Source organism: Brachybacterium sp. (assembly GCF_052095815.1).
In the GTDB taxonomy this organism is placed as follows: Bacteria; Actinomycetota; Actinomycetes; order Actinomycetales; family Dermabacteraceae; genus Brachybacterium.
Genome location: NZ_JBQDLF010000025.1, coordinates 39,918 through 58,395, shown reverse-complemented (window position 1 = coordinate 58,395; position 18,478 = coordinate 39,918). Strand labels below are relative to the sequence as shown.

Genomic DNA, 18,478 nt, shown 5'->3' with positions numbered 1-18,478 from the left:
CCGCGGGGGATCGCGTAGATGTACTGGTAGATCGCTTCTCCGCTGACGGTGCGGCCCTGAGCGTTCGGAGAATTCGCCATGCGTTCAACGGTCGGGTCTGCGGCCTCCAGACGCAAGCGGCCCGCGATCTCGTTCGGTGTCCATGACGCTGCGAGGTCGGCGTTGACGCGGGCCTTGAGCACGGGGTCCTTCGCGACTTTTCGGACCTGTGGGCGCGAGCGCTGGCGTTGCGCGGTCACGTCCGCGGTCACGGCTTGATAGCCGCGCGTCTTCGTGGAGTTCCGTCGAAGCTCTCTGGAGACCACTGACGGGCATCTACCCAGGTGAGAAGCGATCCTGTGGACTCCCCACCCGGCCTTCGATCCCGTCGAGATCTCCATCCGCTCCGTGAACGTAAGCCTCCGCCGCGCCATCCCAGGCCTCCTCGCCTCAAGCCCCCACCGACCGGGAGTGTTGCTTAGACGCTATGACACCACCCGTACCGTCTCTGCGTAACGCCCGAGACAGCGGGCGACAAGTGGTTACCGCTCATGTGTGGGTCACGCCTACTGGATACCGCGGAATGCCAACGACCTAAGCGGTTGAGGCACTTACTCGCCTGGTTGCGCACGCTAGATCGGAACTCCGGCAAATTCCTCGGCTTGAGGCAGAAGAGACGAAAACCCTATTCAGGCGGCATTTTTATACGTTGAACCTAAATTCCACCACGTCGCCGTCCTTCATGACGTAGTCCTTGCCCTCGATGCGCACCCAGCCCTTGGCCTTGGCCTCCGCCATTGAGCCGGCCTCCATGAGCTGGTCGAAGGAGACGATCTCGGCCTTGATGAAGCCTCGCTCGAAGTCGGTGTGGATGACGCCGGCGGCCTGGGGGGCGGTGGCTCCCTTGGGGATGGTCCAGGCGCGGGACTCCTTGGGGCCGGCGGTCAGGTAGGACTGCAGGCCGAGGGTGTCGTAGCCGACACGGGCGAGCTGGGCGAGGCCCGACTCCTCCTGGCCGGTGGACTCGAGCATCTCGGCGGCCTCGTCCTCGTCGAGCTCGATGAGCTCGGACTCGAACTTCGCGTCGAGGAAGATCGCCTCGGCGGGGGCGACGAGGTTACGCAGCGCCTGCTGGGAGGCGGCATCGGCGAGCCCCTCCTCGTCGGTGTTGAAGACGTAGATGAAGGGCTTGGCCGTCATCAGCTGCAGGTCCCGGATCGCGGCGACGTCGATGCCGGCCGCCTCAGCGCCCTGGTAGAGGGTCTTGCCGGTCTCCAGCAATGCCTTCGCCTTGATGACGTTCTCGAGCACGGCGGAGTCGACCAGGCCGCGCTTGGTGTCCTTCTCCAGGCGCTGCATCGAGTTCTCGATGGTCTGGAGGTCGGCGAGGATCAGCTCGGTGGTGATGACCTCCATGTCGTTGGAGGGGTCGGTGGAGCCTTCCACGCGGGTCACGTCCGGGTCCGCGAAGGCGCGGGTGACCTGGCAGATCGCGTCGGCCTCGCGGATGTTGGCGAGGAACTTGTTGCCCAGGCCCTCACCCTCGCTGGCGCCCTTGACGATGCCGGCGATGTCCACGAAGGACACGGTCGCAGGCAGCAGCTTCTGGCTGCCGAACACGGTGGCGAGCTCCGCCAGTCGCGGATCGGGCAGCGGGACCATGCCGATGTTGGGGTCGATGGTCGCGAACGGGTAGTTCGCGGCGAGGACCTCAGCGCGGGTCAGGGCGTTGAAGAGGGTCGACTTGCCGACGTTGGGCAGTCCCACGATTCCGATTGTTAGAGCCACGGGAGCTGATTCTACGGGACCGTGCCCGGCCGTGACCCCGCCCCGGGGGTGACGTCGCAGACCCCATGAGGGTCACCTTGGCCCTCGCGCCCTCCCCATCGGCGGCGGTCAGCACAGTGAGCGCACGTGGCGGCGAGCTGCGCGGGCACCGGCTCGGCCGGCTCCTGGGGAGGGAACGATCCCTAGACTCGGAGCATGTCAGCCTCGCGCGCCTCCATGACCTATGCGACCGCTCTGAACCGCAACGAGCTGTTCGAGAGCGCGGGGCTGCGCCGCGACGTCCCCTCGCTGATGACTCCCGAGGAAGAGGTGCTGCTGGTGCTGCCGGGTGTGGCCGGGGACTTCCCGAACGTGCTGATCGCGACCGCCTCGCGAGTGATGCTCGCCGCCGTCGCGGGCCCGCTCAAGAGAGCGAAGATCAAGCAGGAGGTCCTCGCCGCCGAGGTGACGGGTGTGGCCTACCGGCCCGGGCTCTTCTCGCGCGTGAAGGTGACCGCCGCCTCGGGCCGCGAGGTGAAGATGGTGCCGCACCGCAGGGCCGACGCCGAGCGCTTCGCCCGCGAGTTCGACCACCTGATTCGTACGGGCTCGCTCCCCTCTTGACGACGAACGGCCGAGCCCCGAGCGAGGCCCGGCCGTTGCGCCGAGGCGGATCAGCGGGCGAGGGTCCTTCAGTACGCGACGGCGAAGCGGGTGCGGCGGTGGGCCGGCGTCTCGACTTCGTCGAGGATCGCGAGGGCCAGATCCGCGCCCGAGAGCTCGGAGTTCCCCTCCTCGTCCGCGAGCATCACGTCGCCGCCGACGCGGTAGGTGCCCTTGGCCTCGCCCGGGTTCATGCCGTTGAACATCGCGGCGGGGCTGACGAAGAACCAGTCCAGCTCCTCGCCCTCGGCGCGCAGGTCCTCGAGGACGGCGTCAAGCTCACGGGCCTCGACCTTGAACGGCTCGGGGAACTCGGGGATGTCAACGAGCTTGGGGCCGCCCTCGGAGACGAACAGCGAGCCGGCGCCCCCGATCACGCCGAGGCGGACGCCCTTCTCGGCGGCGAGGCCGCGGAGGTCCGTGTAGGCACTGCGCAGCAGGCCCGCCTCGGCGAGGTCGCCACGGGGCGACGCGGCCGCGATCACGACGTCGGCGCCGTCCAGGAGCTCTGCGAGGAACTCCGCATCGCGCACATCGCCGGCGCGGTGGGTGGTGCCGGCGGGCAGCGACTCCGGCGCGGTGCGACTGACGGCGACGACCTCGTGGCCGCGGCCTGCCGCTTCCGCGACGATGTGGCTCCCGGCGTATCCGGTGCCTCCCAGAACGATGATGCGAGCCATGGGCTCTCCTTCCGTGCGCTCTCCTGAGCGCGGTCGAGATCACGGGGCGAGGATGCCCCTGGCCCGCTGCAGATGCCGTGGACCTTGACACTCACCGTAGGTAACCTAGTCTCTAATGGGAAGTAGGCACTTTGCGGTAACCATCCCTCCGCGGTATTCCGTCCCTCACAGAGGAGCTCGTGATGGCCCTGTTCGACTTCGACCCCTACAACCGCGAGTGCCCCTCGCGACAGCTGCTCGACCGCATCGGCGACCGCTGGACGGTGCTCGTGATCGGCATGCTCGAGGACGGCCCGCAGCGCTTCTCCCAGATCTCCCGCCGTGTCGACGGCATCTCGCAGAAGATGCTCACCCAGACCCTGCGCTCGCTCGAGGCCGACGGGCTGGTGCTGCGCACCGCCTATCCGGAGATCCCGCCGCGGGTCGAGTACGAGCTCACACCCCTCGGCCGCTCCCTGCTGGCGCCGCTGCACGGCCTGGTGGAGTGGGCGCGGCAGCACATGGACGAGGTGCAGGCCGCGCGGGCCGGCTCCGCGCTCGCCTGAAGTCCCTCCCGTCGGCCGTCGGGCGTGGCGGCGCTCGCGCGTCACACCCCCGTGGTGTGCTGGGGCGCATGAGCGGAACACAGATGCTCCTGATCGGGCTGACCCTCGGCGCGGTGCTCGGCGCCGCGGTGACCTGGCTGCTGCTGCGCGAGCGTGCGCGGGCGCTGGTGGAGAGCCGGCGCTCCGAGACGGATGCGGCCGGGCAGCTGCTGCGCCTGGCCGATGAGCGCCACGAGCGGGACGTCGCCCGCAGGGACGCGGCCGAGGAGGAGCGTGAGGTCGAGCTCCAGCGCACCCTCGCGCCGATCTCTTCCACGCTCGCCCATCTCGAGCGGTCCCTGGCCCGTTCCGAGGCCGCGCGCATCGAGGCGGAAGGGGCGCTGCGGGCGCACCTCGGCCAGCTCGCCCAGCGCGCGCAGTCCCTCGAGTCCGGCACCAGCGCCCTCACCGCCGCGCTGCGCGCCCCCACCGCACGCGGACGCTGGGGCGAGGTGCAGCTGCGGCGGATCGTTGAGGCCGCCGGAATGATCGAGCACGTGGACTTCTCCGAGCAGCTCTCCGGCACGCGGGCCGACGGGAACGCCGGGCAGCGCCCGGACCTGGTGGTCCACCTCTCCGGGGACCGGCATGTGGTGCTCGATGCGAAAGCGCCGATGGACGCCTATCTCGATGCGACCGAGGAGACGGACCCGGAGCGCGCCGCGTCGCGCCGGAAGGCTCACGCGAAGGCGCTGCGCCACCACGTGGGCGTGATCTCCGCGAAGGCGTACTGGAAGGCGCTCGGGGACACCCCGGAGTTCACGGTGCTGTTCGTGCCCAGTGACGGAGTGCTGGCCGCGGCGCTCGAGACCGATCCCCATCTGCTCGAGGATGCCTTCGCCAAGGACGTCGTGATCGCCTCCCCGTCCACGCTGGTCGCGCTGCTGCGCACCGTCGCGCACACCTGGCGCACCGACGCCCTGAACCGCGATGCCCGCGCCGTGCTCGACGCGGGCCGGGAGCTGCACCACCGGCTCGGGACCTTCACCGGGCACCTGGGCAAGGTGGGCCGTTCGCTGGACTCGTCGGTCGCCGCGTTCAACGAGGCGGTCGGCTCCCTGCAGTCACGTGTGATGGTCACCGCACGACGATTCGAGGAGCTCGGACTCGCCGGCACCCCGGTGGACGAGGTCGAGCAGCTCACGCGACGGGCGCGCACACTCGATGAGGAGGAGATCGCGGACCTCGCCGCACCCGTGGAGTCCCGCTCGCAGCCCCTGCGCGAGGACCGTACGGGCTGACTCGGGCGGGCAGCGCTCAGATCAGGACTCGGCGGTCGCACCCTCACCGGTGGGCTTGGTGCGGCTGTCGCTCACACCCCGGTTCTTCATCTCCTGGCGCAGCTCGCGCGGGAGGGAGAACATCAGGTCCTCCGTCGCAGTGCGCACAGGCTTCACGTCTCCGTAGCCCCGCTCGGCCAGCTCGGCGAGCAGCTCCTGGACCAGCACGTCCGGCACCGAGGCACCGGAGGTCACGCCCACGGTCCCGACGCCCTCGAACCACTCCTCGCGCAGCTCGGAGACCGAGTCGATGCGGTGGGAGGCCTTCGCGCCGGCATCCTTGGCGACCTCCATCAGGCGCACGGAGTTCGAGGAGTTCGGGGAGCCGACCACCAGCACCAGATCCGCGTCCGGGGCGATCTTCTTGATCGCGACCTGGCGGTTCTGGGTGGCGTAGCAGATGTCATCGCTGGGCGGGGCCTGCAGTGTCGGGAAGCGTTCACGCAGCTTGTCGACCGTCTCCATCGTCTCGTCGACGCTGAGGGTGGTCTGGGAGAGCCAGACGACCTTCTCGGGGTCGCGCACGGTGACCTTGTGGACGTCGTCCGGCGAGTTCACGATCTGGACGTGCTCGGGTGCCTCGCCAGCGGTGCCCTCGACCTCCTCGTGGCCCTCGTGGCCCACCAGCAGGATGTCGTAGTCCTGGCGGGCGAAGCGCACCGCTTCCTTGTGGACCTTGGTCACCAGGGGGCAGGTCGCATCGATGGTGCGGAGATTGCGTGCCTCGGCCATCTCGCGGACCTTCGGGGAGATGCCGTGGGCGGAGAAGATCACGAGCGCCCCCTCGGGGACCTCGTCGACCTCCTCGACGAACACGGCGCCCTTCTCCTTCAGACGGTCCACCACGAACTTGTTGTGGACGATCTCGTGGCGCACGTAGATGGTCTCGTCGTAATGCTCCAAGGCACGTTCGACGGCGACCACAGCTCGGTCGACACCCGCGCAGTAGCCGCGCGGCTCGGCAAGAAGGACGGTTCCGGTGCTCACGCCTCCCATCGTAGGAGGCGAACCGCGCTGGTGGCAGGGTGGTGGGGCAAGACTCACCATCCCTCCACAGGCACCCTCGCTCCACAGGCACTGTGCGGCCACAGGCGCTGTCCCTCCACAGGCGCTGTCCCTCCACAGGTGCAGTGCGTCCACAGCTGGGCCCGGCTGCGATGAGCTGTCCGGACCTCGTGCCAGAGTGGACCCCATGACGCAGACCTCTCCCGAGCCGGATGCGGACAGCGGCGCGGCAGCCCGGCCCGCACTGGCCGCCACCGCAGCGCAGACCACCGCAGAGAATCCGTGGCCGCTGCGGCAGCTGTCCGTCAAGGTCGGCGAGTACGTGGCGAGGATGGCCCCACTGTGGGTCGAGGGCGAGATCGTCCAGCTCAACCGTCGACCGGGCGCGGGCATGAGCTTCATGACGCTGCGGGACATCGACGTGGATATGTCGTTCTCGGTCCCGGTTCGCGAGCATGTGCTGCGCACCCTCCCGGTCGAGCCGGTCCCGGGTGCACGGGTGGTGATCCACGCCAAGCCCACCTTCTGGACCAAGCGCGGAAGCCTCCAGCTCGAAGCCGACGACATCCGTCCGGTGGGCCTCGGTGAGCTGCTGGCCCGGCTCGAGCAGCTCAAGCGCGTGCTCGCAGCCGAGGGGCTGTTCGCCGCCTCTCGGAAGCAGCCGCTGCCGTTCCTGCCCCGCGTGGTGGGCCTGATCTGCGGCCGGGAATCCGCGGCCGAGCGAGACGTGGTCGTCAACGCCCAGCGCCGCTGGCCAGCGGTGAGGTTCGAGATCCGTGAGGTCGCGGTGCAGGGCGCGAAGGCGGTGCGGGAGGTCTCCGCAGCCTTGCGCGAGCTCGACGAGCGCGAGGAGGTCGACGTCATCATCATCTCCCGTGGCGGCGGCTCCCTCGAGGATCTGCTGCCCTTCTCCGACGAGCAGCTGACCCGGCTGGTCGCCGCCGCGAAGACTCCGATCGTCTCCGCCATCGGTCACGAGGTGGACACCCCGCTGATCGACCTCGCGGCGGATGTCCGCGCGTCCACCCCCACCGATGCCGCGAAGCGGGTTGTCCCCGATATCCAGGCCGAGGTCGAGCAGCTGGACCTCGGCCGCACCCGGCTGCGAGCGGGGATCCGGGCCCGCATCGAGCGTGAGCAGTCCGCGCTGGATGCGATGCGATCGCGGCCCGTGCTGGAGAACCCGGCCACGATCCTCGCTGGCCGGGCGGACGAGATCCGGTCCCGGATCTCCCTGGCCCGCACGCTGATCGGCTCCCGCCTGGACCGGGCGGCCGACGAGGTCGATCACCTGGGACGCCAGGTGCGCTCCCTCAGTCCGTTGGCGACCCTCGAGCGCGGCTACGCCGTGGTCCAGGACGCCGGCGGCACGATCATCCGCGCCCCTGACCAGTCCGCCACCGGGCAGGCACTCTCGGTCCGCGTGGCCGGGGGTCGCTTCGGGGTGCAGCGCACCACCGATGACCCGTACACCCCTCCTGCGCAGCCCACCCAGGCCTTCCCTTCCGAGCAGGACGTCGCTTCCGGCAAGACTCTGCCCTCCGACCGGGCCGTCCCTTCCGACCAGGCCCTGCCCTCCCACCAGACCACCCCTCCCGAGGAGACCCGATGACCCCGAGCACGAGCCCCGAGAACGAACTGACGGCGACCGAGGGCGACCCCGCGGCCAGCAGCCCCTCGGTCACCCCCGCCGACGGTGCGCAGCAGCTGCCCGCCGATATCGCTGAGCTCTCCTACGAGGCCGCCCGCGACCAGCTCGTCGATGTCGTGCGGCGGCTCGAATCCGGGCAGGGCGGGCTCGAGGATTCGATCGGGCTGTGGGAACGCGGCGAGATGCTCGCCCGCCGCTGCCAGCAGTGGCTCGACGGCGCCCGCGAACGCCTCGACGATGCCGTCGCCGCGCGACGCTCTGAGGACGGCGCCTCACGCTGACGCAATGCGGCTGAAAGCCGCTCGACTGCGGGCCAGTGCGGCTTCGCGCGGCCCAGCGCCGACCATCAATGCAGCAGTGTGGCCCCGGGTCGCGCGGCCATGAGGCAGTGCGACTGCGGGCCGTTCAGCCGATCGACGTCAGAGCGGCGCCCGCGAGCTCCTCGAGCTCGGCCTGCTCGGCATCGCCGTGGACGAGGAAGCCCCAGTCCGTGCCCTGACAGGAGATGCCGAGCTGCCTGGAACTCTGCTCGCCGCCGCTGAGCAGGCTGCACTCGGCGCCCTCAATGGTGAGCTCCCCCTCGACGACACTGCCCGGCAACGCTGCGGAGAGCATCGGAGCACTGACCTCAGAACCCTCGGTGAGGGTCACCAGCTGCCCCTGCGGTGAGGAGTACTGCACCACCCAGCGCGGGTCCTGCCCATCGGCGAAACGTGCGGAGCGCTCGCTCCACTCCTCCCCCACCGCAGGCACGGCCACCGGGAACGGCACGCTGCGCTGTGCACGCTCCGCGCTCGCGGACACATCGAGGTCGGAGTTCTCCAGCGGCTCACGCTTCAGATCACTGCCCACGCCGAAGAATGCGATGCCGATCACGACCACCACCGCCATCGTCAAGGCGAGCGCCCACACCATGTTGCGCAGCACGGTGTTCTTCTTCGACGGCAGCTCATAGGCGGACTTCGGCTGCGGCCGGGGTGCCGGGGACGCTGGCTGCGCGGTCGGCGCAGCCTGCTCCGGAGGTGCGGAGGTCTCGTGGTCGGGATCGTGCATGACCCCATTGTCCCTGCTCCCCTCCGCGCTGGCTGTCAGGGTGAGGCGCCCCACCCGTCGACCTCACCACAGGCACTGACACGCGCCGCGCCACCTCGTGCAGCACAGCGCCCGGACCTGGCTGCACCGGATCACCGCGAACCAGACCCGCCGCACGGCACGGCACGGCACTGCAGGCGGCCGGTCGCTGCGCCCCGCCGCCTGCTCCCGCGTTCGCCCCGCCCCCAGAAACCTGCAATGATCGAGCGGTGAACGCGAGATTCCTGATCGTCGGAGAAGCACTCACTGACATCGTCGTCGACGCCGACGGCGTCCGTCGTGAGCATCCCGGCGGGTCCCCCCTGAACGTGGCCGTGGCGCTCAGCCGCCTCGGCCATCCCACCGACCTCCTCACCCGCATCGGCAACGATGCGCGCGGCGACGCGATCCGTGCCCATCTGGAAGCGTCAGGCGTACGGCTGACGGCCGGCAGCTCGGTCGCCGCGCCGACCTCCACGGCGCTCGCACAGCTGGATGTCACCGGAGCTGCCACCTACGAGTTCGATCTGCTCTGGGACCCGGACCCGTCGGGCCTGCCCGCTCAGATCGAGGCCGTGCACACCTCCTCGATCGCCGCAGTGCTGGATCCCGGCGCCAGCACGGTGCTCGATGTGCTGCGCAGCCGTCGGGAGAGCGCGACCATCAGCTACGACCCCAACGCCCGCCCTTCCCTGATGGGGGCGCCGGAGCTGGTGCGCGAACGGGTCGAGGCGAGCATCGCCCTCAGCGACGTCGTCAAGGCGTCGGATGAGGATGTGGCCTGGCTGTACGGCACAGACGACGTGGAGGATGTGGTCGCCTCCTGGCGTGAGCTCGGCCCCGCGCTCACGGTGATGACCCGGGGCGCCGAGGGCGCAGTGGGCTTCGCCGAGTCCGGCCGGGTGCAGGTCTCTCCCGTCGTCATCGACGCTGTCGACACCGTCGGTGCCGGGGACACCTTCTCCGCCGGGATCCTCGATGCCCTCGCAGCGAAAGGCCTGCTGGGGGCTCAGAAGCGTCCGGCGCTGGCCGCGATGCCGAGCGTCGAGGTCGCCTCGCTCCTGAGGCGCGCCGCGGCGCTCGCCGCGATCACCGTCTCTCGCGCGGGAGCGAACCCGCCCTGGAGCCACGAGCTCAGCTGACCGGCCATTGCGGCCGGCACATCCGCACCGGGGCTCCCGCACCCTCGACGGCTCCCGCGCCCCAGACCACTTCTCCTGCCCCTGTTCGTTCCCACCGATCCACTGCATGACAACCCCGAGGGAGGCCTCTCCATGAACCAGTCCACGACCGCCGCGCAGCAGGATGGCTACCGCATCGAGCACGACACCATGGGCGAAGTGCGGGTGCCCGCCTCGGCCCTGTACCGGGCGCAGACCCAGCGTGCAGTGGAGAACTTCCCGATCTCCGGTCAGGGCCTGGAGCCCGCACACATCCACGCCCTCGCCCAGGTGAAGAAGGCAGCGGCGCGCGCGAACCAGGACCTCGGGGTGCTGGACTCGGCCATCGCCGACGCGATCGTCGCCGCGGCGGATGCGGTGATCGCCGGCGATCACGACGACCAGTTCCCGGTGGACACCTACCAGACCGGCTCCGGCACCAGCTCGAACATGAACATGAACGAGGTGCTCGCGACGCTCGCCACGAACGCCGGCACCGAGGTCCACCCCAACGACCACGTGAACTGCTCGCAGTCCTCGAATGACGTCTTCCCCACCTCGGTGCACGTGGCGGTCACGCAGGGCGTCGTCGAGAAGCTGCTGCCCGCGCTCGCCCACCTCGCCGAGTCGCTCGAGAAGAAGGCCGAGGCCTGGAAGAGCGTCGTCAAGGCCGGCCGTACCCACCTGATGGATGCCACCCCGGTGACCCTCGGCCAGGAGTTCGGCGGCTATGCGGCATCGATCCGCTACGGCATCGAGCGTGTGGAGGCGGCTCTGCCCCGAACCGCTGAGGTCCCCCAGGGCGGCACCGCCGTCGGCACCGGCATCAACACCCCGATCGGCTTCCCGCAGAAGGTCATCGCGAACCTCGCCGAGCAGACCTCGCTGCCGCTCACCGAGGCGCGCAACCACTTCGAGGCGCAGTCCAACCGCGACGGCCTGGTGGAGATGTCCGGCGCGCTGCGCACCATCGCGGTCTCCCTCACGAAGATCTGCAACGACGTGCGCTGGATGGGCTCGGGCCCCAACACGGGCCTCGGCGAGATCTCGATCCCTGACCTGCAGCCGGGCTCCTCGATCATGCCGGGCAAGGTCAACCCCGTGATCCCCGAGGCCGTGCTGATGGTGTGCGCAAAAGTCATCGGCAACGACGCCGCGATCGCCTGGGGCGGCGCGCAGGGCTCCTTCGAGCTGAACGTGCAGATCCCGCTGATGGGCACGAGCCTGCTCGAGTCGATCCGGCTGCTGGCCAACGCCTCCACCGTGCTGGCGGACAAGACCGTCGACGGGCTGGTCGCGAACGAGGAGAAGGCCCGCTTCTACGCGGAGGCCTCCCCCTCGATCGTCACCCCGCTGAACAAGCTGATCGGCTACGAGTCCGCCGCGAAGATCGCCAAGCACGCCGTCGCCGAGCGCATCTCCGTGCGCGAGGCCGTCGTCGCGCTGGGCTTCGTGGAGCGCGGCGAGCTCACCGAGGCGCAGCTGGACGAGGCCCTGGACGTGCTGTCCATGACCGCGCCGAAGGCCTGATCAGAGTCTTCTGAGCGACGGGGCGTCCCACCGGTCGGTGGGGCGCCCCATCCTCTGTCATGGCGTAGTCAGCGGTCGCGACGCAGTCGACGGTCGAGACAGCGTCAGCGGTCAAAACAGTGTCAGAGGTCGAGCTCGTGCCATCGCCCGAGCGGCATCTCGGCGGCTGCGCGAGTGGTCTCGGGAGCGATCTCACCGCGGTCCTCGAGGGCGCGCAGCACGCGGTCCCCGTTGCGTCGCAGCGCATTCTGCTCACGCTCCTCCAGCAGTGCGACGGCCCAGCCGAGAGCTGCCACCGGTCCTCGCGGGCCCGAGTGCTGCTGGCGCCATTCGGTGTCCTCGGTCAACGCGTGCTGGATCCGTTGCAGATCGCGGGCGTGGGCGTGTTCGAGGCTCCGCAGCGAGGTGACGGCGAGGAGATTCCCGATCGCCAGTGCTGCGGCGGCGATGTTGAGGGATGCCGGGCTCCCCCAGTCCCCCGTCCCACCGCGGATCGCGAGGAACAGGCCGCTGAACAGCACCAGAGGGAAGACGAGCAGGACCGCGACTGCGCTGATCAGTCGCACCACGTGGGCCCTCGCCGGCCAGACCGCCCATGCGAGCAGGAGTACGAGCTGCACCGCGATCACCAGCAGCGAGGTGACCTCGAGTGCTTCGAGAAAGCGACCGGTGCGATGATCCAGGACTGCTGGGCTGCTCGAACCGGTGTGCCGGGGGATCAGCAGCAGCGGCAGCGACGGCAGCGCGATGAGTGCGGCCCAGAGCGCCCAGCGCAGCGGTTTCAGGCCTGCTCGGAGCCGCGGGTGCAGGAATGGGGTCTCCGTCTCGCCATGCCGTCGGGTGTCGAGCACCGTCGAGGTCAGGTGTCGATCCCGGCGTACGAGCCGCGCCTCGGCCTCCGCCACGGTGAGCGGGCCCTCGGCCGTCCGCGCCCACTCCGCGACATCGTCCAGCTGCTCCCGTGCGCGGCGACGGGCGGCCCGTCGGGTGGTGCGGACGGATTCCTCGGGCACGATCGCGGGTCCTCTCGGCACCGTGATGGCGCACTGCTCAATAGTTCTGCGCCATCAGTGTGCACCAGGGACGGCTCCGGAGCGCTCCTTGACCTGGAGTGCACTCCAGGTGGTGTGCTCACTCCATGATGATGCTCCTCGCTCTCGTGCCCTTCACCCTGCTCACGCTGATGCAGCTGCTCGCCCTGGTCGCTCTGCGCAGCGGCCTGCAGGAGGGCGTCGTATCCCTCGCGGCAGCCTGGCCGTCCGTGCTGGCTTACGTGCTCGCGGCGCTGCTGTGCTGCACCGCCCTCGGTCTCGCCCTGGGCCTCGGGGCGTGGGGGAACGGTGGCGACCACAGCAGGGTTCTCGCCCTCACCCTTGGAGTCGGGGCCGGTGCCCTGGTGGTATTGGGGCCGCTGCTATGGGGCCATGCGGCCGGTGAGTTCACCCTGTCCCATCACCTGGTGCGGGCTCTGCTGGTCGCGCCCGCCGTCGTGCTCTACTGCTGGTATGTCTCTGCTCATCGGTGAAGTCTCCGCCCGTAGCGGGCTCAGCCATGACACTCTGCGCTATTACGAGCGGGTGGGAATGATCCCCGCTCCGGAGCGGGATGCGACTGGCCGGCGCCGCTACGATGCGGCGGTGCTGGACCTGCTGCGGGTCGTGGATGCCCTGCGGCGGGCGGGGTTCTCGCTCGCGCAGGTCTCCTCCGTGCTGGAGGTGAAGGCCCGCACCCGGACGGTGAGGGGGCGCACCGTGGCGATGCGGCAGGCGATCGCGCTCCTCGAACAGGATCTGGACAGCCGCACCGCAGCGATCGCGGATGCCCGGAGTCTGCTGTCCTCCTGGCAGGAGGAGCTCGATGCCGGCGAGCCGTGGCCGGACACGCCCCTGGACTGCTGAGGGGCGCGACCTCCCCGATCAGAACACCGGCTCGTCCAGCACGTGGGTCACCAGCTCTGCGACCTTGGAACGCTCGGAGCGCTGCAGGGTGATGTGGGCGAAGAGGTCCTTCTCCTTGAGCGCCTCGACCACGGAGGCGATCCCGTCATAGCGGCCGATGCGGAGGTTGTCGCGCTGGGCCACATCGTGGGTGAGCACCACCCGGGAGTTCTGCCCGATGCGGGAGAGCATCGTCAGCAGCACGTTCCGCTCGAGGGACTGGGCCTCGTCGACGATCACGAAGGCGTCGTGGAGGGAGCGGCCGCGGATGTGGGTCAGGGGCAGCACCTCGAGCATGCCGCGCGAGAGCACCTCGTCGATCACGTTCTGGGAGACCATCGAACCCAGGGTGTCGAACACGGCCTGGCCCCAGGGCCCCATCTTCTCGCCCTGGTCGCCCGGGAGGTAGCCGAGCTCCTGACCGCCCACGGCGAACAGCGGGCGGAACACCATGATCTTGCGCTGGGTGCGACGCTCGAGCACGGCTTCGAGCCCTGCACACAGCGCCAGTGCGCTCTTGCCGGTGCCTGCGCGGCCGCCGAGGGAGACGATGCCGAGGGACTCGTCCTGGAGCAGGTCGATGGCGATCCGCTGCTCGGCCGAGCGGCCTGCCACCCCGAACACGGTCTGATCGCCCTCGACCAGGCGGACCTCGCGATCGCGGGTGACGCGCCCGAGGGCAGAGCCGCGGGGGCTGCTGATCGTCAGCCCGGTGTGCACGGGCTGATGCGCCACTTCAGGGATCTCGACCGTCTGGCCGTCATAGAGATCGGCCATCGTCTGCTCATCGACCGCGGTGGTGACCAGGCCGGTATAGCCGCGATCGCGCGCCAGCTCGGCGCGGTACTCCTCCGCGTGGATGCCCGACGCGCTCGCTTTGATCCGCATCGGCAGGTCCTTCGAGACAAGCACCACGTTCTTGCCCTCGAGCTGCAGGTTCTTGGCGACGGCGAGGATGCGGGTGTCGTTGTCCCCGAGCCGGAACCCGTCCGGCAGGGAGGCGGTGCTCATGTGGTTGAGCTCGACGTGCACGTGCCCGCCGTCCTTGCCGATCGGCAGCGGCTGGGCGAGGTTTCCGTGCAGCTCGCGCAGATCATCCAGGAGGCGCAGGGCCTGGCGGGCGAAGTAGCCGAGGTCCGGGTGGTGGCGCTTGGCCTCGAGCTCCGTGACCACCACGATCGGGAGCACGATGTCGTGCTCGGCGAAGCGATGCAGGGACAGCGGGTCCGAGAGCAGCACGGAGGTGTCCAGCACGTAGGTGATCACCCCGGTCTCGACCTCAGCGAGCATCTGCTGAGCGGCGCCGGGGAGCAGCGAGGGGACCACCGGGGCACCGTCGGGGTTCGCCGCGTCGATCACCGCCGCTCGGCTGCGGGTGCTGAACGATGCCGTGCCGTCGGTGGCGGGCATCGTCTCGCGAGCAGTGATGGTCTCTTCCATGGGTGCCTCCCGAGATCGAGCGGATGCCTGGACCATAGCCGCGCCGGCAGCCGCCATCGGGCGCGTACCGCAGGGTGCGGGTACGACGTTCACCCGATCGTCACCGGGTGTTCTGCAGCACTCCCGGAGGCCTTCAGTGTGCCACCGGTCACAGCAGGTGGCGTGGAGGCGGGCGGGAGTGTTCGCTCTGCCGTGCCACGTGACGCCCGGCTAGACCCCCATCCAGACGCCCCGCCGCACCCTCAGCCGCTCTCCCCGCAGCGCCCACAGCCGGACCCCGCCCGGGCCGAGACAGGACATCGTCCGTTCAGGCGCCGAAGCGGCGCTCCCGGCGGCAGAAGTCCCGCAGCGCCCGCAGCAGGTCGATCCGTCGGAAGCCGGGCCAGTAGGTCTCGCAGAACCAGTACTCCGAGTGCACGGACTGCCAGAGCAGGAAGCCCGAGAGGCGCTGCTCGCCGGAGGTGCGGATGATGAGGTCCGGGTCGGGCTGGCCGCGGGTGTAGAGGTGCTCGGCGATCGAGTCGACGCTGATGGCCGAGGCGATCTGATCGCCGTCGAGCCCCTGCCCGGAGAGGTCGCGCACGAGCTCGCGCACCGCGTCGACGATCTCCTCGCGGCCGCCGTATCCGATGGCGACGTTCACGGTCAGCGAGGATTCTCGAATGACCTGCTCCTGAGCCCGGGCGATCCCGGCGCGCATCTCCTCAGGCAGCGCCTCGGCATTGCCGGTCAGCCGCACGCAGTGACCGGCCTGGATGATCTGCTCGATAGTGCCGGTGATGATCTCGTAGAGGGCGACGAGCTCCTCGGGCGGGCGGCGCAGATTGTCGGTGGAGAGCATCCATACGGTGACCAGTGGGATGTCGAGACCGTCGCACCAGGAGAGGAACTCGAGGATCTTGGCGGCACCGACGCGGTGGCCATGCTCGGTGGTCTCCCCCGCCTCCTTCGCCCAACGGCGGTTGCCATCGACGATCACGCCCAGGTGCTGCGGGAGCGAGAAGGACTCGAGCTCCTTGGTGAGCCGACGCTCGTAAACGCGGTAGAGGAGACCGTCGTCGTCCATCCCAGCCTCCGTTCCGTCCCGCTGTTGCTCATACCCGGTGGTGCTCATGCCCGCTGGCACTCATGGATGCCCGCGCCACGGGCCGTTCTCCACCCCGCCTCAGCGACGCGCGGTCGTGGGCGCTGGGGCGCACCTGTCCATTATCGGTCACCCTGCGGCGCGGCCTCGACGAACCCGGGAAATCGACACCGGATGGACACAGCGAGCACACCATTAACCTACGGCCCCGTAAGTTACGGTGTTCTCATGAATTCCGGATTTCGACACGAGGACGGCCGGCGCCCTTCCGGGCACATCCCCGACGCTTCTGATCACGCACAGACCGCACCCGAGTTCGAGGATCCCGCCGCGCGGGAGCTCTTCGAGGCGACCTCGGGCAGCGGGGGCACCGAGCTGCCGTCCGACGACGACCTGCCCACTGCCGAGAAGTTCCCGTTCGCTCCGCGCACCCTCACCCGGGCGATGGCGCAGCGGGCCACCCAGCTCGGCCTCCAGCTGCCCAAGCCGCGCCTGCGCGGGACGCTGCACCTGATCGCGTTCCCCACCTCTTTGGTGGCCGGCCTGATGCTGGTCGCTGTCGGCGACACCTTCGCGATCCGCCTGGCCTGCGCGGTGTTCGTGCTCACCGCGGGCCTGCTGTTCGGCATCAGCGCCGTCTATCACCGCGGCACCTGGACCCCACAGAAGGCGATCATGCTGCGGCGCTTCGACCACGCGAACATCTTCCTGATCATCGCCGGCACCTACACCCCGATCGCGGTGGCGATGCTCGAGCCTGGCTCGGCTCGCACCCTGCTGGCGATCGCATGGGGCGGCGCGCTGGTCGGCGTCTGCTTCCGGCTGTTCTGGACCGGTGCGCCGCGCTGGATCTACGTGCCCGCCTACATCGCGCTGGGCTGGGTGGCGGTGTTCTACATGCCGCAGCTGCAGGCCAGCGGCGGCTGGGCCGTGGTCTGGTTGCTGGCGATCGGCGGCCTCGCCTATACGGCGGGCGCGGTCATGTATGCGCTCAAGCGCCCGAATCCCTCACCGGCCTGGTTCGGGTTCCATGAGCTCTTCCATGCCGGGACCCTGATCGGCTTCGGCTGCCACTTCGCGGCAGTCACGGTTGCCGTGGTCTGACGAGTCGTCGTGATCTGGCGGGTTGCAGTGATCCGACGGGACGCCGTGCCCTGATGGGCCGCAGCATTCCGGATGGGCCGCCGTCAGCTGACGGTCGCCGCTCAGCGGTCCTCGGTGGAGGGTCGGGTCCCGCCCTCGGGGCGGTCGCCCGCTGGGCCATTCGCCTCAGAGGTCGACTGGTCCGTCGTCGATGGGTCCTCCGCCGGCTGCTCGCTTGCCGACTGGTCCGTCGTCGGCTGAGATTCCACCGGCTGTGTTTCCACCGGCTGTCCGTCCACCGACTGTGCATCCACTGGCCCGCCGTCGGCTTCCGCCGCCGCCTGTTCGGCCTCGGCGCGCTCTTCGGCCTCGATCCGCTCCTTGAGCCGTGCCTGGGCCTGGATCCGGCGGGTATGGCGGGTCATGCTGATCGCGAGCAGCACCACCAGCACCGCCAGCACGAAGGCCGCGAAGAAGCCCGGCAGCCCCGGCGAGACGGTGACGGAGTTGAGCTCTCCGCCGTCGGAGGGGCTCGGGGCGGCGAACACCAGGCCGGCGTCGAGCAGAAGCTGTGCCCCGTTCATGCGCGCGCCTCCATGGTCTCGTTCCGCAGCCCTGCGAACAGGTCGGTCTCAGGAAGCTTGACCCCGATCCGAGAGATGTGCAGCTCGTAGTCCTCGGTGCCCCAGGCCGCGGTCTCGGCATCGTGCGAGATGCGGAAGAACGGCCCTTCGGGATCGACCTGGGTGGCGTGCGCCCGCAATGCATCGTCCCTCACCGCGAGGTAGTCACGGACGTCGATGCGCGTGGTGAGCAGCCGATCATGGCTCTCGTCGTAGTGCTGGAGCATCTGATCGAGCTCCTCGTTCGGCGTTCCTTCGGTGCGCAGGTGCCGGCTGACCGCCGAGAACCGCTGCCGGTGGAAGCCGTTGATGTAGTAGAGCTTCGCGATCGACCAGGGATCGCCCAGCTCGGGCGCGAAATCCGGGTCCGCTGCGAGGTCGAAAGCGGCCACGCTGATCCGATTGACCTGGATGTGGTCGGGATGCGGGTAGCCGCCGTTCTCGTCATACGTGGTCATGACATGGGGGCGAAGGCGACGCACGGACTCGACCAGGGGGCGCACCGCCTCCTCGACTGGGGTGGCGGCGAAGCTCCCGGCCGGCAGCGGTGGCAGCGGGTCGCCTTCGGGGAGCCCTGAATCGATGAAGCCCAGCCACTCGTGGTCCACGCCGAGGATCTCTTTGGCGCGCTCCATCTCCCGGCGACGGATACCGGGCAGGGCCTCGACGGTCACGGTCGGGTCATCACGCAGGCGCGGGTTCAGGACATCGCCGCGCTCACCGCCGGTGCAGGTGATGACCGTGACCTGGACACCCTCGCGCGCATATCGAGCAGTCGAACCGGCACCCTTGGACGACTCGTCGTCCGGATGCGCGTGGACGGCCACCATCCGCAGTGGTTCATCGGAAGCGGGCAGCTGGACGGTCACGGGACTCCTCGGAGGCGGCTGGACGGTGTCGGGACCCCCAGCGACGGTGCGCATGCTCTGCACGGAGCCGGT

Annotated in this window: 20 protein-coding genes; 10 read left to right on the top strand and 10 right to left on the bottom strand. The window is 69.6% G+C overall.

All coding sequences use genetic code 11. The features are described 5' to 3' along the window. Together ACTH43_RS11160 and ychF are read right to left on the bottom strand one after the other, a co-directional pair. Positions 1-413: transposase (locus ACTH43_RS11160; RefSeq protein WP_441444971.1), on the bottom strand; the 413-nt coding region annotated here is incomplete at its 3' end. Positions 414-681: 268 nt separating this feature from the next. Then, positions 682-1,767 carry a redox-regulated ATPase YchF gene (ychF, locus tag ACTH43_RS11155; RefSeq protein ID WP_441444970.1) on the bottom strand — a complete coding sequence of 362 codons (1,086 nt, stop codon included), beginning with the start codon at positions 1,765-1,767 and terminating at the stop codon, positions 682-684. A gap of 195 nt (positions 1,768-1,962) precedes the next feature. Here ychF and ACTH43_RS11150 point away from each other — a divergent pair, with 195 nt between their 5' ends. Next, complete coding sequence (locus ACTH43_RS11150) at positions 1,963-2,370, top strand: hypothetical protein (RefSeq protein ID WP_441444969.1); 408 nt, start codon at positions 1,963-1,965, stop codon at positions 2,368-2,370. Positions 2,371-2,438: 68 nt separating this feature from the next. Here ACTH43_RS11150 and ACTH43_RS11145 read toward each other — a convergent pair whose 3' ends face one another. Continuing rightward, on the bottom strand, positions 2,439-3,089 hold the full coding sequence (locus tag ACTH43_RS11145; protein WP_441444968.1) for an NAD(P)-dependent oxidoreductase: 651 nt from the start codon (positions 3,087-3,089) through the stop codon (positions 2,439-2,441). A 182-nt stretch (positions 3,090-3,271) separates the two neighbouring features. Between ACTH43_RS11145 and ACTH43_RS11140 the strand changes: the two genes are divergently transcribed. Further along, a complete protein-coding gene (locus ACTH43_RS11140) occupies positions 3,272-3,634 on the top strand; it encodes a winged helix-turn-helix transcriptional regulator (RefSeq protein WP_441444967.1) in 363 nt (120 codons plus the stop codon). A gap of 68 nt (positions 3,635-3,702) precedes the next feature. Next, positions 3,703-4,914, top strand: coding sequence for a DNA recombination protein RmuC (locus tag ACTH43_RS11135; protein ID WP_441444966.1), 1,212 nt, complete (start codon positions 3,703-3,705; stop codon positions 4,912-4,914). Between the two features lie 21 nt (positions 4,915-4,935). Here ACTH43_RS11135 and ACTH43_RS11130 read toward each other — a convergent pair whose 3' ends face one another. Then, positions 4,936-5,949, bottom strand: a complete 1,014-nt coding sequence (locus ACTH43_RS11130; RefSeq protein ID WP_441444965.1) for a 4-hydroxy-3-methylbut-2-enyl diphosphate reductase — start codon at positions 5,947-5,949, stop codon at positions 4,936-4,938. A 196-nt stretch (positions 5,950-6,145) separates the two neighbouring features. Here ACTH43_RS11130 and xseA point away from each other — a divergent pair, with 196 nt between their 5' ends. Together xseA and ACTH43_RS11120 are read left to right on the top strand one after the other, a co-directional pair. Then, positions 6,146-7,570, top strand: coding sequence for an exodeoxyribonuclease VII large subunit (xseA, locus tag ACTH43_RS11125; protein ID WP_441444964.1), 1,425 nt, complete (start codon positions 6,146-6,148; stop codon positions 7,568-7,570). Beyond that, positions 7,567-7,890 carry an exodeoxyribonuclease VII small subunit gene (locus ACTH43_RS11120; RefSeq protein ID WP_441444963.1) on the top strand — a complete coding sequence of 108 codons (324 nt, stop codon included), beginning with the start codon at positions 7,567-7,569 and terminating at the stop codon, positions 7,888-7,890. The genes xseA and ACTH43_RS11120 overlap by 4 nt, the downstream gene beginning before the upstream one ends. A gap of 124 nt (positions 7,891-8,014) precedes the next feature. Here ACTH43_RS11120 and ACTH43_RS11115 read toward each other — a convergent pair whose 3' ends face one another. Continuing rightward, on the bottom strand, positions 8,015-8,662 hold the full coding sequence (locus ACTH43_RS11115; RefSeq protein WP_441444962.1) for a DUF4245 domain-containing protein: 648 nt from the start codon (positions 8,660-8,662) through the stop codon (positions 8,015-8,017). A gap of 248 nt (positions 8,663-8,910) precedes the next feature. Between ACTH43_RS11115 and ACTH43_RS11110 the strand changes: the two genes are divergently transcribed. Beyond that, positions 8,911-9,822, top strand: coding sequence for a carbohydrate kinase family protein (locus ACTH43_RS11110; protein ID WP_441444961.1), 912 nt, complete (start codon positions 8,911-8,913; stop codon positions 9,820-9,822). A gap of 132 nt (positions 9,823-9,954) precedes the next feature. Further along, positions 9,955-11,370: a class II fumarate hydratase gene (locus ACTH43_RS11105; protein ID WP_441444960.1), complete on the top strand. Its 1,416-nt coding sequence runs from the start codon at positions 9,955-9,957 to the stop codon at positions 11,368-11,370. A 122-nt stretch (positions 11,371-11,492) separates the two neighbouring features. On the opposite strand, the gene ACTH43_RS11100 is transcribed toward ACTH43_RS11105, so the two are convergent. Further along, the gene (locus ACTH43_RS11100) at positions 11,493-12,383 is read right to left on the bottom strand and encodes a hypothetical protein (protein ID WP_441444959.1); all 891 of its coding nucleotides are present in this window, start codon (positions 12,381-12,383) and stop codon (positions 11,493-11,495) included. A 125-nt stretch (positions 12,384-12,508) separates the two neighbouring features. Here ACTH43_RS11100 and ACTH43_RS11095 point away from each other — a divergent pair, with 125 nt between their 5' ends. Beyond that, positions 12,509-12,895 carry a hypothetical protein gene (locus ACTH43_RS11095; protein WP_441444958.1) on the top strand — a complete coding sequence of 129 codons (387 nt, stop codon included), beginning with the start codon at positions 12,509-12,511 and terminating at the stop codon, positions 12,893-12,895. After that, entirely contained in the window at positions 12,876-13,268 is a 393-nt protein-coding gene (locus ACTH43_RS11090) for a MerR family transcriptional regulator (protein ID WP_441444957.1), read from the top strand. The genes ACTH43_RS11095 and ACTH43_RS11090 overlap by 20 nt, the downstream gene beginning before the upstream one ends. Positions 13,269-13,286: 18 nt before the next feature. On the opposite strand, the gene ACTH43_RS11085 is transcribed toward ACTH43_RS11090, so the two are convergent. Continuing rightward, positions 13,287-14,597: a PhoH family protein gene (locus ACTH43_RS11085; RefSeq protein WP_441444973.1), complete on the bottom strand. Its 1,311-nt coding sequence runs from the start codon at positions 14,595-14,597 to the stop codon at positions 13,287-13,289. 457 nt (positions 14,598-15,054) lie between these two features. Then, complete coding sequence (locus ACTH43_RS11080; protein WP_441444972.1) at positions 15,055-15,813, bottom strand: isoprenyl transferase; 759 nt, start codon at positions 15,811-15,813, stop codon at positions 15,055-15,057. Between the two features lie 246 nt (positions 15,814-16,059). Between ACTH43_RS11080 and trhA the strand changes: the two genes are divergently transcribed. Next, positions 16,060-16,935, top strand: a complete 876-nt coding sequence (gene trhA / locus ACTH43_RS11075) for a PAQR family membrane homeostasis protein TrhA (protein ID WP_441444956.1) — start codon at positions 16,060-16,062, stop codon at positions 16,933-16,935. Between the two features lie 101 nt (positions 16,936-17,036). On the opposite strand, the gene ACTH43_RS11070 is transcribed toward trhA, so the two are convergent. Both ACTH43_RS11070 and mca read right to left on the bottom strand, forming a co-directional pair. Next, a complete protein-coding gene (locus ACTH43_RS11070; protein WP_441444955.1) occupies positions 17,037-17,498 on the bottom strand; it encodes a hypothetical protein in 462 nt (153 codons plus the stop codon). Beyond that, the gene (gene mca, locus ACTH43_RS11065; RefSeq protein ID WP_441444954.1) at positions 17,495-18,406 is read right to left on the bottom strand and encodes a mycothiol conjugate amidase Mca; all 912 of its coding nucleotides are present in this window, start codon (positions 18,404-18,406) and stop codon (positions 17,495-17,497) included. Before mca ends, ACTH43_RS11070 begins: the two co-directional genes overlap by 4 nt. Between the last annotated feature and the right edge of the window lie 72 nt (positions 18,407-18,478).

What these genes read in the sequence shown, in the direction of transcription:
- ACTH43_RS11150 (WP_441444969.1), top strand. Translation starts at nt 1,963, where the DNA reads ATGTCAGCCTCGCGCGCCTCCATGACCTATGCGACCGCTCTGAACCGC.
- ACTH43_RS11145 (WP_441444968.1), bottom strand. Translation starts at nt 3,089, where the DNA reads ATGGCTCGCATCATCGTTCTGGGAGGCACCGGATACGCCGGGAGCCAC.
- ACTH43_RS11140 (WP_441444967.1), top strand. Translation starts at nt 3,272, where the DNA reads ATGGCCCTGTTCGACTTCGACCCCTACAACCGCGAGTGCCCCTCGCGA.
- ACTH43_RS11135 (WP_441444966.1), top strand. Translation starts at nt 3,703, where the DNA reads ATGAGCGGAACACAGATGCTCCTGATCGGGCTGACCCTCGGCGCGGTG.
- ACTH43_RS11130 (WP_441444965.1), bottom strand. Translation starts at nt 5,949, where the DNA reads ATGGGAGGCGTGAGCACCGGAACCGTCCTTCTTGCCGAGCCGCGCGGC.
- xseA (WP_441444964.1), top strand. Translation starts at nt 6,146, where the DNA reads ATGACGCAGACCTCTCCCGAGCCGGATGCGGACAGCGGCGCGGCAGCC.
- ACTH43_RS11120 (WP_441444963.1), top strand. Translation starts at nt 7,567, where the DNA reads ATGACCCCGAGCACGAGCCCCGAGAACGAACTGACGGCGACCGAGGGC.
- ACTH43_RS11115 (WP_441444962.1), bottom strand. Translation starts at nt 8,662, where the DNA reads ATGCACGATCCCGACCACGAGACCTCCGCACCTCCGGAGCAGGCTGCG.
- ACTH43_RS11105 (WP_441444960.1), top strand. Translation starts at nt 9,955, where the DNA reads ATGAACCAGTCCACGACCGCCGCGCAGCAGGATGGCTACCGCATCGAG.
- ACTH43_RS11095 (WP_441444958.1), top strand. Translation starts at nt 12,509, where the DNA reads ATGATGATGCTCCTCGCTCTCGTGCCCTTCACCCTGCTCACGCTGATG.
- ACTH43_RS11090 (WP_441444957.1), top strand. Translation starts at nt 12,876, where the DNA reads ATGTCTCTGCTCATCGGTGAAGTCTCCGCCCGTAGCGGGCTCAGCCAT.
- ACTH43_RS11085 (WP_441444973.1), bottom strand. Translation starts at nt 14,597, where the DNA reads ATGCTCGCTGAGGTCGAGACCGGGGTGATCACCTACGTGCTGGACACC.
- ACTH43_RS11080 (WP_441444972.1), bottom strand. Translation starts at nt 15,813, where the DNA reads ATGGACGACGACGGTCTCCTCTACCGCGTTTACGAGCGTCGGCTCACC.
- trhA (WP_441444956.1), top strand. Translation starts at nt 16,060, where the DNA reads ATGAATTCCGGATTTCGACACGAGGACGGCCGGCGCCCTTCCGGGCAC.
- ACTH43_RS11070 (WP_441444955.1), bottom strand. Translation starts at nt 17,498, where the DNA reads ATGAACGGGGCACAGCTTCTGCTCGACGCCGGCCTGGTGTTCGCCGCC.